Below are 14,281 nucleotides of genomic sequence, written 5' to 3'. Positions count from 1 at the left end.
TGCCGGGGGAGGTGAGGTGAGCGGGGGCGGGTCAGACGCGGATGACCTGCGGGCCCTGGAGTGAGTAGCGGTGCGCCTCGGATGCGGGCAGCTGCGTGCTCGTGACGATCGCCTCCAGCTCGCCGACGTGCGCGAACCTGCAGAAGCTGGTCGCCCCGAACTTGGTGTGCACGCCCGCGAACACCGTGCGCCGTGACGCGCGGATGGCCTGCGTCTTCACCTCGCTGACCGCCGGGTCGGGTGTGGTCAGGCCGTGCTCACGGGAGATGCCGTTGGCCCCGATGTAGGCGAGGTCGATCACGAACCCGGCCAGCATGTGCGTCGTCCAGTGGTCGACGGTGGCGAGGGTGCCGGGGCGGACGCGGCCGCCGAGGAGGAGGACGGACATGTTGTCGGCATCGGCGAGGGCTCCGGCGGTGGCCAGGGAGGCGGTGACCACGGTCAGGGGGCGGCCCTCGGAGGCTTCGGGGAGCGCCTCGGCGATGAGCTGCGGGGTGAAGCCCTCGTCGATGAAGACCGTTTCGGCGTCGCCGAGGAGGTCGGCGGCGGCGGTGGCGATCCTTCTCTTCTCCGGGACGTGCATGGTGGTGCGGAAGGCGAGGGTCGTCTCGAAGCCCGCGCTCTCCACGGGATAGGCGCCGCCGTGGGTGCGGCGGACCAGGCCGTGGTCCTCCAGGGCGCGGAGGTCGCGGCGGACGGTTTCCTTGGCGACGCCCAGTTTGGTGGCGAGTGCGGTGACGTCCACGGAGCCGGAGGTCCGTGCCGCCCTGACGATCTCCCGCTGGCGCTCTTCCGCGGTCATGGCCGCCGCCTCCTTCCCTCGCTGTGCCCGTTCGGGCCCTGTGGGAAGTTCTACAGCGGGGGGCGGTGCGTGAACAGGCTCGGAGCGGGGGTGATGGTGCCCGGCTGTGCCCGTTTGACAGCGCGGGGGCCTCTGCTTCGGGCTTGGGGGGTGCCCGTTCGGGGGGTGGGGGGTGCCCGTTCGCTGCCCGCTTGGGGTTCGGGGCTTTCCTTTCCCCAACCCCGCCCCTTCCCGAAAACCCGCTCGGCGCGGGGGCCTCGGTTGCTGTCATCACCGGCTTCGCCGAGTTCGTCCTCAAACGCCGGACGGGCTGAGATTCCCGCCGGTCCGGGGAAATCTCTCAGCCCACAGTCGGGAAGGGGCGGGGTGGGAAAGGAGCCCTTAGTACGGCCACACCGGCGGATTGGTGCAGAAGTGGCCCCCCAGGTTCGCGTGGTCGGGGTTCGCGGGATCCAGTTCACCCTGCTCCGCGACCAGCTTCTCCGCGTACTGCTCGGAGTCGTCCTCCGGCGCGTAGCCGAGCGCCCGCGCCGACGAAAGGTCCCACCACAGCCGCGTGTTGGCGGACGACCCGTACACCACCGCATGCCCCACCGCGGGAGCGGTCAGCGCCGCGTGGAAGAGCCGTGCCCCGTCCCCGGGGCTCATCCAGACCGACAGCATCCGCACACTCGTCGGCTCCAGGAAGCACGAGCCGATCCGCACCGAGACCGTTTCCACCCCGTGCTTGTCCCAGTAGAACTGGGCGAGATCCTCGCCGAAGGACTTGGACAGGCCGTAGAACGTGTCGGGGCGGCGCGGCGCGTCCACCGCGATCAGCGGATCGTCGCCGACGGGCCGCGGCGTGAACCCCACCGCGTGGTTCGACGACGCGAAGACGACACGGCGGACGCCCTCCTCGCGCGCCGCTTCGTAGAGGTTGTACGTCCCCTCGATGTTCGCCCGCAGGATCTTGTCGAAGGAGGACTCCAGGGAGATGCCCGCGAGATGGATGACCGCGTCGACGCCCCGCACGGCCTCCCGCAGCGCCTTCTTGTCGGCGAGGTCCGCCGTGATCGCGTCCGGCTCGCCCTCGATGGGCCGCACGTCGAGCAGCCGCAGTTCGTAGCCGTAGGCCGGAAGGAGCCCCCGCATCAAGGTGCCGAGGCCGCCTGCGGCGCCGGTGAGCAGGACGGTGCGGGGAGCGGGCATGAGGGGGTCTCCTCGGATCAGCGGCTGCATTCGCGTGTACGTACAGCACTATTCGCGTGGACGTACAGCATTCACATCTGTGGACACGCTAGGGATCAACGGCTCGTCGCGTCAAGTGGTGTACGGAGGTAGGTCGTCCGCTCGCCGATCGCCCATGGATCATTGTTTTGTTGCGGACCTAGTTCCGACCTAGTGCCGACCTTGTGCCGACCTTGGCGCTTGACCGGGGCTCAAGCGGCGGCTTAGCGTGGGTGTGTTCAGAAATATGGACGTGAATCAGAAACGTGCACGCTAAGGGAGAGCCCGTGACGTCAGCACCCCTCGCCGCTCGACTCGACATCCCCAGCGGGCCGCTCTTCTTCCCGGTCACCGCCTACGGCCCCGACGGCTCCATCGACCTCGATGTCTTCCGCGCGCACGTGCGCGCGGGGATCGAGGCGGGAGCGGCAGCCGTGTTCGCCTGCTGCGGCACGGGTGAGTTCCACGCCCTGACGCCCGAGGAGTTCCGGGCCTGCGTCGGCGCCGCCGTCGAGGAGTCGGCGGGGCGGGTGCCGGTGGTCGCGGGCGCCGGGTACGGCACCGCGCTCGCCGTGCGGTACGCCGAGCTCGCCGAGGACGCGGGCGCCGACGGGCTGCTCGCGATGCCGCCCTATCTCGTCGCGGCCGAGCAGGAGGGACTGCTGAGGCACTACGCCGAACTGGCCGCCGCCACCTCCCTCGACGTCATCGTCTACCAGCGCGACAACGCCGTGTTCACCCCGGAGACGGTCGTCGAGCTCGCCCGCACCGAAGGCGTCATCGGCTTCAAGGACGGCCTCGGCGACATGGACCTGATGCAGCGCATCGTCAGCGCCGTGCGCGCGGAAGTCCCGGAGGAGTTCCTCTACTTCAACGGCCTGCCCACCGCCGAGCTGACCGGGCTCGCCTACCGCGGCATCGGCGTGACGCTCTACTCCTCGGCGGTCTTCTGCTTCGCGCCCGACATCGCGCTCGCCTTCCACCGGGCCTTCAACGCAGGGACCGCCGAGGGCGATGCCACCGTGAACCGGCTCATCGACGGCTTCTACCGCCCCTTCGTGGAGCTGCGCAGCGAGGGCAGGGGGTACGCCGTCTCCCTCGTCAAGGCCGGCGTACGGCTGGCCGGGCTCGACGTCGGCGGGGTGCGGACGCCGCTGCACGAACCCGCCGACGAGCACATCAAGCGCCTCGCCGAGCTGATCGAGCGCGGGCGGGCCCTGCTGCGGGAGGAGGGCGCATGAAGACCTCCGCCTTTCTCTATCCCTGGGACGTCGTCGGGGACCCCGCTGCGCCCGCGCGCGTCGCGGACCTCGGCGTCCAGCAGGCCACCCTCGCCTCCGCCTACCACTCCACGCGCGCGCTGACCCCCCGCCACCCGCGCCACCGCATCGTCACCGCCGAGCACGCGGCGGTGTTGTACGCACCCGTCGGCCGGTGGGAGGGGCGCGCACTCCGTCCGTACGCGGCCGGCGACTGGGCGCCGGGCGACGCCTACGGAGAGGCCGCCGAGGCGCTGGCGGCCACCGGGCTCGACGTGCACACCTGGGTGGTCCTCGCCCACAACTCCCGTATGGGCGCCGACCACCCGGACACGTCCGTCGTCAACGCCTACGGAGACCGCTACCCCTGGGCGCCCTGCATCGCACAGCCCGCCACGCGCGCGTACCTCGTCGACCTCGCCGCCGAGGCCGCCGTCCGCCCCGGCGCGAGCGGCACCGAGCTGGAGTCCCTCGGCTGGTACGGACTCGCGCATCTGCACGCCCACGACAAGATCGCCGGGGTGGCGCTCGGCGAGGCCGGGCAGTACCTCATGTCGCTGTGCTTCTGCGCGGACTGCCGTGAGGGGTACGCACGGCAAGGCCTCGCCGCCGCCGAGTTGGAGACCCGAGTCCGCCGCGCCCTGGAGCCCGTGTGGAGAGGTGACGAACCCCCCGGCGGCTGGAGCGCGGTGGAGAAGTTCATCGGCGCCGAGACGGCGAGCGCCACGCGCGCGTGGCGCGAGGAAACCGCCCGCACACTCCAGGAGGCGGCGATCGCGGCCGTGCGCGCCGCCGCCCCCGACGGCTTCCAAGTGCTGCTGCACGCCGATCCGGTGACCTACCACTGCGGTGCCAACGCCGGTGTCGACCCACGGCACATCCTCTCCGTGGCCGACGGGGTGGTGGTGCCCTGCACGGGCGGCGCGGACGCCCTGACCGCGTTCGCCCCGTACCGCACCGACCGCACCACCCTCGCGGCGAACCTGACCATCGTGTCCGGCATGGGCGGCAGCCCCGACACCCTCGCCGCCGACGCGGCGCACGCGCTCTCGCGGGGCGCGGACGAACTGCGGCTCTACCACGCCGGGTTGGCGTCGGACGCGGATCTCGCGCAGGTGAGGACGGCCCTTTCGGAGCTCAAGCAGCCCCTGTCGTCCGCCGAGTGAAGACGGTTACCATCCGCGCAACCATTCGCTCCAGTAAGAGGAGACAAGGTGCGCAACAAGGGGATATCGGCGCTGTTCTGCGCCGGGTTCATGGCAGGCGCGGCGATACTCGGCGGGGCCGTCCCCGCCGCCGCGCAGACGGGTGGGGGGCAGGCCGCCGCGCCCGACATCCGGGACCGGTTGGAGAAGATCCCCGGCATGAAGGTCGTCTCCGTGGCCGACAGGGAGGGCTACCCCTTCTACACGCTCACGTACGCCCAGCCCGTCGACCACGGCAACCCCCGCGCGGGCACCTTCACCCAGCGCGCCACGCTCTGGCACAAGGCCACGGACAAGCCGACCGTCCTCTACACCGGCGGATACACCCTGGCGTCCAACACCACAGCCCTCACCAAGCTGATCGACGCCAACCAAGTCAGCGTCGAGCACCGCTACTTCGAGCAGTCCCGCCCCTCGGGCGCGACCGGCTCCGACTGGTCAAAGCTCACCGTCGAGCAGGAGGCCGCCGACGAGCACCGCCTCACTCAGGCGCTGCGCGGCATCGAGAAGGGCAAGTGGCTCGGCACGGGCGCGAGCAAGGGCGGGATGACGGCGACGTACCACGAGCGCTTCTACCCCGACGACCTCGACGCGGTCGTCGCGTTCGTGGCTCCGAACGACGCGAACAACAAGGACGACAGCGGCTACGAGCGCTTCTTCAGGACGGTCGGCACGGCCGAATGCCGCAAGGCCCTGAACGCCGTTCAGCGCGAGATGCTGGTGCGCCGCGAGGCACTGCTCCCCAGGTTCGAGGCGGACGCCAAGGCCAACGGCGACACGTTCGAGGAGACACTCGGCACCACCGACCGGGCCTACGAGTTCGCCGTGCTCGACCAGGTGTGGAACTTCTGGCAGAGCGGCACCGTCGACAACTGCCCGACCGTGCCCGACGCCAAGAAGGCAGGCGACGACGAGCTCTACGACTGGTCGAAGAAGCACGGCTTCAGCGTCTACCAGGACGAGTCCCTCGGCACGAACGGCACGGGCCCCTACTACCGTCAGGCCGCCACCCAACTCGGCTGGGCCGACCTGAAGTTCAAGCACCTCAAGGATGTCCGCCACTACCCGGACATCTACCAGCCCAACTCCGTCCTTCCCGAGGCGATGCGCGGCTCGTACCGCAACAGGACGATCGCCGACGTCGACCGCTGGGTGAAGACCCGCGGCCAGCGGATGATGTTCATCTACGGCGAGAACGACCCGTGGAGCGCGGAGAAGTTCACCCCGAGCCACCACGACTCCTACCGCTACGAGGTCCCCGGCTCCAACCACGGCGCCTCCATCGCCAAGCTCCCGGCGGCCGAACAGACCCGGGCCATCGCGACGATCAAGCGCTGGGCCGACGTGAAGTAGCCGCCGCCGGTGGGGCCTTGAGCAGGGGCATGGCGATCAGCAGTCGTGCCCCGGCAAGGGCCGGCAGCAGGATGCGGTAGTCGACTGTCTCGATCAGGGCCGCGCCCAGGGCGATGCCCAGTGCGGTCGGCGTGAACATCAAGGTGTTCGCGGTCGCCGCCGCGCGGCCCAGGAGGGCCTGCGGTGTCTCGCGCTGTACCGCCGTCATGCCCGCGATCAGCACACAGGGCAGCCCGAGGCCGTTGGCGAGGCTGCCCGCCAGGGCCGTCCCGTCGTACGGCAGTGCGTGCAGGGCCGCGGCGAGGGCGGTGAGCGCGATGCCCGCCCCGCCGAAGCGGCGGCCTCCGAAGCGCCGCAGCAGCGCCCCCGAAGCCACGCCGACCGCGACCGAACCGGCTCCCTGTACGACGTACAGCACGCCCGTGTACGCGGGGGAGTGGCCGAGTCCCTCCACGACCGCGTAGACGGCGGCCCCGCTGATCCCCGAGGTGAGCATGGTCAGACCGCCCGCGCGGATGAGGAGGCGCAGCTGCTGGTTGCCCCACAAGTAGCGGGCGCCTTCGGCTGTTTGAGCGCGCCAGCTCTTCGAGACGCGTGCGGGTGCGTCCTCCTGTACTCGCAGCAGCGTGAACATTCCGGCCGCCAGTACGAAGGTGGCGGCGTCCAGGAGCGCCACCCGGGTGCCTCCGTACGCGGCGAAGAGGCCCGCCCCGGCGAGCGGCGCGATCAGTTTCATGCCCTCGTTCGCCGACATCCGCAGGCCGTTGAAGTCCCCCGTCAGGTCCCTGCCGACCGCCGACGTCACCAGCGCCGTCTCCGCCGCGTCGGTGACGGCGCCGCATGCCCCGTACAGGAAGAGCACGGCGTAGAGGAGCCACAGCGTGTCCGGGGAGTCGACGAACAGGAGGGAGGTCAGCAGGGCGCCCAGGGCGAGGTTCACGCCGATGAGCAGGGGTTTGCGGCGGGTGCGGTCGGCGAACGTTCCCAGGAGGGGGCCGATGAGGGTCGGGGCCCAGAGCGCGAAGGTGCACAGGGCCGCCAGGCCGTCCGAGCCGGTCAGTTCCTTCACCCAGACCCCGGCGACCAGCCACATCGCGGAGCTCCCGAAGCCGGAGACCACCACCGCGCCCAGGCAGAGGCTCGCGTCGCGGTTGCGCAGGACGCGCGTGATCGTGGATGTCGCGGCAGGTGCGGCAGGTGTCATGGCAGGTGATGGTGGTTCTAAGTTCCCTGGCCCCGCATAGGGCAGGTGCGGTAGATCGGCCTCTCGGCTTCGGCGATGACTTCCGGCGATGACTTCCGGCGGTGGGGCCGGTCTACAGGGCAGGACCGCGGTCCGCTGTGCGGGGCCGCCGAGAATCGGGAGCATTCATGACGGAGACGATCGACTTCGCGCCGCAGGCCCGGCTTGTGGCGGCTGTCGCGGAAGGCGTGAGGGACGAGCAGCTCGCGGGGCCCACGCCCTGTCCGGAGTACCGGGTGCGTCATCTCCTCGGTCATCTGGTCGGTCTGACCGGCGCGTTCCGGGACGCCGCGCGCAAGGACCTCGGGCCCCACCTCGACCAGGACCCGGGCAGCGCCGTGCCGGACCTCGACCCCGAGTGGCGTGCCGCCCTGCCGAAGCTGCTCGACGAGCTGACGGGGGCGTGGCGCGACCCGGCCGCATACGAGGGCATGACCAGGGCGGGTGGCGTCGATCTGCCGGGTGCCGCCGCCGGGGCCGTTGCCATGGACGAACTCGTGGTGCACGGATGGGACTTGGCGCGGGCGACGGGGCAGGCGTACGCACCCGACGAGGCGAGCCTGCGCGTGGCGCAGGGGCTGCTCACGCCCCAGGAGGGTGATGACTCGGGGAACAGCCTCTTCGGGGCCGTGGTGCCGGTGCCGGACGACGCCCCGCTCCTCGACCGCGTGATCGGTCTCAGCGGACGGGACCCGGGGTGGGCGCCGCCAGGGGCGTAGCCCCAGGCTTTCTCCGGATCAGGTATTGATCGGGTAAAGGGTCTCGCGGGGCAGCGTGTGATGCGCGTAGACAGTGCGCGTAGACAAGCACTGACCTGCCCTGACTCTGATCCGGAGAGAACGCACCCATGCGCAAGTCCCTACGAACGGCGGGCATCGCCACCGCCTGTGCCGTCGCCGGCGCCACGCTGTACGGCACCGGCACCGGCGCCGCCACCGCCGACAACGCATCGCCGCGGCACACCGCCGAGCCCCAGAACATCGGCGTGCTCGTCGGCGAGATCGACGACTACTACGGCGCGTACCAGGACGCCGACGGCGTCTGGCGCTCCTCGCCCAAGAGCCCGTACGCCAAGGATCTGGCACGCATCCAGGCCAAGGCGAGGAAGGACATCCGGAAGGCCGCTGCGCACGGCGGCGGTCACGGTGCGAAGACCGGCGGCCACGGCAAGAAGCCCGCGATCGTCCTCGACGTGGACGACACCGCGCTGCTCAGCTTCGACTACGAGAAGACCACCAACTACACGTACAACAACGGAACATGGGACGCGTACGTGAAGGCGGCCAAGCGCCCCGCCGTCTTCGGCATGCCCGGACTCGTCAAGTACGCCAAGAGCAAGGGCGTCGAGGTCTTCTTCCTGACCGGCCTGAGCGAGTCGCAGCGCGCGGGCGCCGTCACCAACCTCGCCAGGGCCGGGTACGACACGCAGCTCGACACCACGCACGTCTTCACCAAGGACAAGACGGCCCCGCCCGCCTATCTGAGCGACTGCGCCACACCCGCCAAGTGGGAGTGCACCACCGTGCAGTTCAAGGAGGGCACCCGCAAGCACATCGAGTCGAACGGCTACAACATCGTCGGCAGCTTCGGTGACCAGGTCTCCGACCTCGCGGGCGGGTACGCGGACAAGACGTACAAGCTGCCGAATCCGACGTACTTCGTGGAGTAGGCCCGTCGCCGGGTTCCAGTCTGCATGGCGAGATAGGTTGTATTCCTGACTAGGTCGCTCTACGGTCTAGGTAGCTCACGTGCTCATGGGGCCGCGCGGCACATCCGCCGCGGCCCCTTCGGGAAGGGGGATCCCGCCATGACCGTCTCGCCGGACTTCTCGGCCGCGTCCACGGCCATCACCGCCGTGCTCGGCGCCTATCTGCTGCTCGGTGAGCCCTGGCTCGGCCGCCGTCTCTACGGCTCGCTCGCCCGCCGCCGCGACACCGAACCACGCGCTCTCGTCGGCTACTTCGCCTTCGTGCTCGCCTTCTGGGCGTTGTTCGCCGCGCTCGCCGTGGCGGTACTGCTGCTCTCGCCGGGCATGGCCGCCGCCGACCTCGGCATCGCGGCACCCGCGTCACCCATGTCCACGGCCGTCGTCATCGTCCTGGTGGCGGCGATCTCGGTGGTGTCCGGGCGCAAGATGCGCGCCCTCGCCGAAGGCGGCAGGAACGTACCGGGACTCGCCTCCATCCAGGCGATGCTGCCGCGCACCGCACAGGAGCGCCGCCTCGCGATCGCCGTCGCCGTGACCGACGGCATCTGCGCCGAACTCGTCTACCGCGGGCTCCTGATCGCCTTCGGAGTGGGCGTACTCGGCCTCAACCTCTATGTGGCGGCGGCCCTTTCGGCGCTCGTGTACGCCATCGCCGGTGTCTACCAGGGTCGCAGCGGCGCCATCGCCTTCGGCCTGGTCGGTGCGCTGTTCGCCGGACTCTATGTGTCGACCGGCAGCCTGCTGCTGCCCATCGCCGTCCACATCGCCCTCTCCGTGAGGGACTTGACGCTCCCCGTCCCGGAACCGGTCGGCAGCTTTTCCGCGTACGAGCCGACCCCGAAGGGCAGCTGACCAATGACCGCACCCGCCTCCGGAGGCGCGAAGACCGACCGCCGGGCCAGCTGGTTCAAGGGCGTACTCGACCTGCTCGTGCTCGCGAGTCTCACCGACGGCGAGAGCTACGGCTACGAGATCGCCAAGCTGCTCGGCGCCGCGGGCTTCGGCCAGATCAAGGGCGGCACGCTCTACCCCGTGCTCAACCGCCTGGAGGAGGCGGGCCTGGTCGCTGCCGAGTTCCGCGCCACGGAGAAGGGCCCCGGCCGGCGCTACTACTCGCTGACGGACGCCGGACGCGCCACGCTCGGCGAGCAGGGCGGGCTGTGGCTCGCCTTCGACGGCTCCGTGCGCGAGGTGCTCGCGAAGGCGGGTGTGCGATGAGCTGGTTCGACGACCTCGCCGCGCTGCTGCGGGAGCGGGGGATGAGCTCCGACCACGTCACGGCGATCCTCGCGGATCTTCGGGCGCACCTGGAGGAGTCGGGCGGCGCGGCCCCGGAGGCCGAGTTCGGGCCGGCGGCGGAGTTCGCCGGCGAACTGGCGCCCGCCGGGGGCCGGGGGCCCGAGACTCCCGAGGCGCACGTCGAGACATGGCGGTGGACCGCGGACACGTACGTCGACGAGGAGCTGCTGAACCGCTTCGGGGACGAGGGCTGGGAGGTCGAGCGCGTCGACGCCCTCGGGCGATTCGTCAGCCACCGGGACCCGGAGCGGCCGCAGCGCTGGGAGTACCGGCGTGAGCTGGTCACGCGGGGGCGCGAGGGCCTGGACGAGCGGCTGGCCCCCGAGGGCTGGGAGGCCTGCGGGAACTGGATCGTCTACGCGTGGTTCAAGCGGCCGCTGGCTGCGAGCCTTGGGCCGGGGGCCGAGGTGATGTCGCCGCCGCCGGTGCCGGGGCGGCGGAACTTCTTGAGCCGGAAGTTCTACCTGCTGGTGGCTTCCATGCTGGTCGCCCTGGCCGTGGCGGGGGTGGCCGTCGCCCTGGACGAGGGTGACTCCGGCACGGGGCTCGGCTTCGCCGGGGGAGCGTTGGTGGGGGTCCTGGTACCTCTTGCTGCCCTGTGGAGCCGGCAGGTCCGGCGTTCGCGCCGTTGACCTCCGCGGGGTGCCGTCTTCTGTATCGGCACCCCGCGGGTGGGCCCGCCCGCAGCCGCAGCGGCTAGCGCTTCAGCGCCGCCGACATCATCGACTTCGCGATCGGCGCCGCCAGGCCGTTGCCGCTGACCTCCGACCTCGCCGCGTCCGATGACTCGACGATGACCGCCACCGCGACCTCCTTGCCGTCACTGCCCTTGGCATACGACGTGAACCAGGCGTACGGCGTCTTGCTGTTGTTCTCGCCGTGCTGGGCCGTGCCCGTCTTGCCGCCCACGTCCGCGCCGCTGATCCGCGCGTTCGTGCCGGTGCCCTTCTCGACGACCGTCTCCATCGCGGACTGCAGCTGGCTCGCCGTGTCCTCGCTCATCACCCGCTCGGAGTCCGCGTCGTCGAACGAGTCGAGCACATCGCCGTTCGAGTCGGTGATCTGGGACACCATGTGCGGCGAGAGCAGCTCGCCACCGTTGGCGATCGCCCCGGTGACCATCGACATCTGCAGCGGCGTCGCCGTCACGTCGAACTGGCCGATGCCGGTCAGCGCCGTCTGGGCCTTGTCCATGTCGGAGGGGTAGACACTCTCGGACGCGCGCACCGGCACGTCCAGCTTGTCGGTGTTGAAGCCCATCTTCTCGGCCATCGACTTCACCTTGTCCTGGCCCAGGTCGACGGCCAGCTTCGCGAAGACGTTGTTGCACGAGTACTGCAGCGCCGTACGGATCGAGGCGTCCTCGCAGGGCGCGCTCGCGCTCTCGTTCTTCAGGACCGTGCTCGTGCCGGGCAGCGTGTACGGGTTCGGGCTGTCGGTCCTGGTGTCCGCCGAGCCGTAGAGCCCGTCCTCCAGGGCCGCCGCCGCGACGACCAGCTTGAACGTCGACCCCGGCGGCAGCGGCTGCCGCAGCGCGCGGTTGACCATCGGCTTCTCCTTGTCCTTCAGGAGCGCCTGCCACTCCTTGGAGTCCGTGGAACTGCTGATGTCGGAAGGGTCGTACGAGGGAGTCGACACCATGCCGAGGATCTTGCCCGTCTTCGGGTCGACGGCGACCGCCGCGCCCTTCTTGTCGCCGAGCGACTCGTACGCGGCCTTCTGCACCGCCGGGTCGATCGTCGTGATCACGTCACCCGGGTCGGCGCGCTTGTTGGTCAGCGTGTCCAGTGGGTTCTTCAGCCGGTTGTCGGTGCCGTCGAGGACGTCCTTGTAGATGCCCTCGAGCTGCGTCGCTCCGAACACCTGCGAGCTGTATCCCGTGACGGACGAGTACAGGTCACCGTCCTTGTAGGTGCGCTTGTACTTGAGGTCGCCGCCCTTCGTCCGCGCGGAGCCGGTGACGGCGTCACCGCCCACGATGATGTCGCCCAGCGGGTTCGCGTACTGCTCGATCGCGTTGCGCCGGTTCAGCTTGTCGTCCGCGAGCGCCTTCGAGTCGTAGAACTGCACCCACGTCGCCCGCACCAGGAGGGCGAGCACGAGCAGCAGCGTGAAGACCGAGGCGTTCCTGATCGTCTTGTTCATCCCATAAAAGGACGAGCGGACCGGACGTATTCGTTCCGTTCTGCCAGGCTTCTTAGAGATTCCTCATACTGCGGGCGGCGGGTTCAGTCGGCGTTCATGAAACCCGCCTCGTACGCCGCGATCACCGCCTGCGTACGGTCCCTCGCCCCCGTCTTGGCCAGCACCGACGCCACGTGCGTCTTCACCGTCGCGGGGCCCACACCCATCCGCCCCGCGATCTCCGCGTTGGTCAGACCCGCCGCCATCAGCCGCAGCACCTCGCTCTCGCGCCCCGTCAGCCGCGCCACCCAGGACGGCGGCGCGGGCTTCGCGCGCGCGTGCTCGGCGGCCAGGGCACGCACCGCCGCGGGGAAGAGCAGCGAGTCGCTGCGCGCGACGAGCCGCACCGCCTGTACGAGCGAGTCCGCGTCGGCCCGCTTGAGCAGGAACCCGGAGGCTCCGGCGCGCAGCGCCTCGTACACGTAGGAGTCGTTCTCGAAGGTCGTCACGACCACGATGCGCGGCGGGTCGGCCTGCGTCCGCAGGATCTGCTCGGTGGCCCGGATGCCGTCGATCTCCGGCATGCGCACGTCCATGAGCACCACGTCGGGCCTCGCCTCGCGCACCACGGACACCGCCTCCGCACCGCTCGCCGCCTCGCCGACGACCTCCAGGTCGGGCTCGGCGGAGAGGATCACACGCAGGGCGGTGCGCACCATACGCTCGTCGTCGGCGAGCACGATGCGGATGGGGGCAGAGGCTGTCTCGGTCATGTGTGAACGGGTCCCTTCGGGAGGTCGGTCGTCATACGGGTCCCTTCAGGGGGAGCCTTACGTCCACGCGCCACACCCCGCCGACGGGGCCCGCCCGCACGGTGCCGCCGAGGAGCCTGGCCCGGTCGGTGATGCCGCGCAGGCCGTGGCCGCCGCCGGGGCGGGAGGCGGGGGTGTCGTCGGGCAGCGGGTTCTCGGCGAGGATCTCCAGGTCGGTGCCGTCCAGGGCGATCCTCAGCGTCACCGGGGCGCCGGGGCCCGCGTGCCGCAGCGCGTTGCTCAGGCTCTCCTGGACGATGCGGTAGGCCTCGCGGGACACCATCGGGGGCAGGGCGTCCGGTCCTTCGGGTCCGAGCTCGACCGTGGCCCGTACCCGCAGGCCGCCGGCGCGGGTGCGCTTGAGCAGCCCGTCGAGATCGGCGGCGAGGGTGGGGGCGGGAGCCGTCGGGCTCGCCTGATCGCCGCCGCCCTCCCTCAACACCCCGAGGACCGCGTCGAGTTCACCCACCGTGCGCCGGGTCGTCTCCTCGATGGCGGCCAGGGCCTCGCGGACGAACTCCGGGTCGTGGTCCAGGACCCTGCGGGCTGCGCTCGCCTGCAGCGTGACCGCGCTCAAGGCGTGGCCCACCGAGTCGTGCAGCTCCCGAGCGAGCCGGTTGCGCACGGCGAGGTCCGCGGCGCGCTGCTCGGCCGCCGCGAGCCGGTCGGCGGGCGAGGGGCCGAGGAGCGCGGGCGCCCAGCGCGCGAGCAGGCCCCCGGCCGCAGCGGCGCACCCCGCGAGTGCCACGAGGGAAAGGATCCCGATGACCGGGGAGAGCGCCAACATCCAGCCCTCGCCGAAGACTTCCGGCATCCCGACCCGGCTGCCCCGCAGCACCGCGGCGAACGGCAGCGCGATCAGCACCGCGGCGAACGGCGGCAGCGCGAGCGACATTCCGCTGATGATCCCGCCGAACCCGAGGTGCAGGGTGAACCACCCGACGGTGCGCCCGCGCGCCTGCCGTGACCGGGCGGGCCCGTCGGCGAGCACGTCGCCCGGCACGTCGCACAGCGCGCGCACGGCGGCCACCGACATGGGCCGTGTGAGGGGGAAGAGCGCGGTGATCGCGGCGAGCGGCAACCCCACGGCGAACGCGCCGAGTTGAGCGGTGAGCGAGCCGAAGATGTTGTCCTCGCCGAGCAGCGGCCCGACGATGACGGAGCCCACGAGGACGTACGGCATGGCGAGCGCGCCGCCGAGGACCAGATGGATCCACCGGCGCCGCGCCCGCCGCCCGAACAGGACCGACGGCGCCGTCAGGGTCGC

The 14,281-nt window shown here is 70.9% G+C and carries 14 protein-coding genes; 8 read left to right on the top strand and 6 right to left on the bottom strand.

The genetic code is table 11. The features are described 5' to 3' along the window. Positions 1 to 31: 31 nt before the first annotated feature. A complete protein-coding gene (locus ACZ5WE_RS00570) occupies positions 32 to 802 on the bottom strand; it encodes a DeoR/GlpR family DNA-binding transcription regulator (protein ID WP_467690195.1) in 771 nt (256 codons plus the stop codon). A 381-nt stretch (positions 803 to 1,183) separates the two neighbouring features. Beyond that, positions 1,184 to 1,993, bottom strand: coding sequence for an NAD-dependent epimerase/dehydratase family protein (locus ACZ5WE_RS00565; RefSeq protein WP_467690197.1), 810 nt, complete (start codon positions 1,991 to 1,993; stop codon positions 1,184 to 1,186). Positions 1,994 to 2,298: 305 nt separating this feature from the next. Between ACZ5WE_RS00565 and ACZ5WE_RS00560 the strand changes: the two genes are divergently transcribed. The 3 genes from ACZ5WE_RS00560 to ACZ5WE_RS00550 are packed head-to-tail and all read left to right on the top strand — an operon-like array spanning position 2,299 to position 5,828. After that, on the top strand, positions 2,299 to 3,252 hold the full coding sequence (locus ACZ5WE_RS00560; RefSeq protein ID WP_467690199.1) for a 5-dehydro-4-deoxyglucarate dehydratase: 954 nt from the start codon (positions 2,299 to 2,301) through the stop codon (positions 3,250 to 3,252). Further along, on the top strand, positions 3,249 to 4,436 hold the full coding sequence (locus ACZ5WE_RS00555) for a hypothetical protein (RefSeq protein ID WP_467690200.1): 1,188 nt from the start codon (positions 3,249 to 3,251) through the stop codon (positions 4,434 to 4,436). The genes ACZ5WE_RS00560 and ACZ5WE_RS00555 overlap by 4 nt, the downstream gene beginning before the upstream one ends. Before the next feature lie 48 nt (positions 4,437 to 4,484). Next, a complete protein-coding gene (locus ACZ5WE_RS00550; RefSeq protein ID WP_467690202.1) occupies positions 4,485 to 5,828 on the top strand; it encodes a S28 family serine protease in 1,344 nt (447 codons plus the stop codon). Here ACZ5WE_RS00550 and ACZ5WE_RS00545 read toward each other — a convergent pair. Further along, complete coding sequence (locus tag ACZ5WE_RS00545) at positions 5,803 to 7,032, bottom strand: MFS transporter (RefSeq protein ID WP_467690204.1); 1,230 nt, start codon at positions 7,030 to 7,032, stop codon at positions 5,803 to 5,805. The genes ACZ5WE_RS00550 and ACZ5WE_RS00545 overlap by 26 nt on opposite strands. A 167-nt stretch (positions 7,033 to 7,199) precedes the next feature. Between ACZ5WE_RS00545 and ACZ5WE_RS00540 the strand changes: the two genes are divergently transcribed. The 5 genes from ACZ5WE_RS00540 (at position 7,200) to ACZ5WE_RS00520 (ending at position 10,710) form a co-directional block, all read left to right on the top strand. Then, on the top strand, positions 7,200 to 7,790 hold the full coding sequence (locus tag ACZ5WE_RS00540; RefSeq protein WP_467690206.1) for a TIGR03086 family metal-binding protein: 591 nt from the start codon (positions 7,200 to 7,202) through the stop codon (positions 7,788 to 7,790). A 128-nt stretch (positions 7,791 to 7,918) separates the two neighbouring features. Then, positions 7,919 to 8,740 (top strand): HAD family acid phosphatase, encoded by an 822-nt coding sequence (locus ACZ5WE_RS00535; protein WP_467690207.1) that lies wholly within the window; start codon positions 7,919 to 7,921, stop codon positions 8,738 to 8,740. A gap of 138 nt (positions 8,741 to 8,878) precedes the next feature. Then, positions 8,879 to 9,631 (top strand): CPBP family intramembrane glutamic endopeptidase, encoded by a 753-nt coding sequence (locus ACZ5WE_RS00530; RefSeq protein WP_467690208.1) that lies wholly within the window; start codon positions 8,879 to 8,881, stop codon positions 9,629 to 9,631. A gap of 3 nt (positions 9,632 to 9,634) precedes the next feature. After that, positions 9,635 to 9,997, top strand: coding sequence for a PadR family transcriptional regulator (locus ACZ5WE_RS00525; RefSeq protein WP_467690209.1), 363 nt, complete (start codon positions 9,635 to 9,637; stop codon positions 9,995 to 9,997). Next, positions 9,994 to 10,710 (top strand): hypothetical protein, encoded by a 717-nt coding sequence (locus ACZ5WE_RS00520; protein ID WP_467690210.1) that lies wholly within the window; start codon positions 9,994 to 9,996, stop codon positions 10,708 to 10,710. Before ACZ5WE_RS00525 ends, ACZ5WE_RS00520 begins: the two co-directional genes overlap by 4 nt. Before the next feature lie 64 nt (positions 10,711 to 10,774). On the opposite strand, the gene ACZ5WE_RS00515 is transcribed toward ACZ5WE_RS00520, so the two are convergent. The 3 genes from ACZ5WE_RS00515 to ACZ5WE_RS00505 all read right to left on the bottom strand — a co-directional run bounded on the left by ACZ5WE_RS00515 (position 10,775) and on the right by ACZ5WE_RS00505 (position 14,275). Then, positions 10,775 to 12,223, bottom strand: coding sequence for a peptidoglycan D,D-transpeptidase FtsI family protein (locus ACZ5WE_RS00515; protein WP_467690211.1), 1,449 nt, complete (start codon positions 12,221 to 12,223; stop codon positions 10,775 to 10,777). 83 nt (positions 12,224 to 12,306) lie between these two features. Next, complete coding sequence (locus tag ACZ5WE_RS00510; protein ID WP_467690213.1) at positions 12,307 to 12,975, bottom strand: response regulator transcription factor; 669 nt, start codon at positions 12,973 to 12,975, stop codon at positions 12,307 to 12,309. Between the two features lie 31 nt (positions 12,976 to 13,006). Then, positions 13,007 to 14,275 (bottom strand): sensor histidine kinase, encoded by a 1,269-nt coding sequence (locus tag ACZ5WE_RS00505; protein ID WP_467690377.1) that lies wholly within the window; start codon positions 14,273 to 14,275, stop codon positions 13,007 to 13,009. Positions 14,276 to 14,281: the final 6 nt, after the last annotated feature.

Source organism: Streptomyces sp. NPDC033180 (assembly GCF_055577645.1).
Note: the sequence above shows the minus strand (reverse complement) of the source record. Positions and strands in the feature narration are given on the sequence as shown.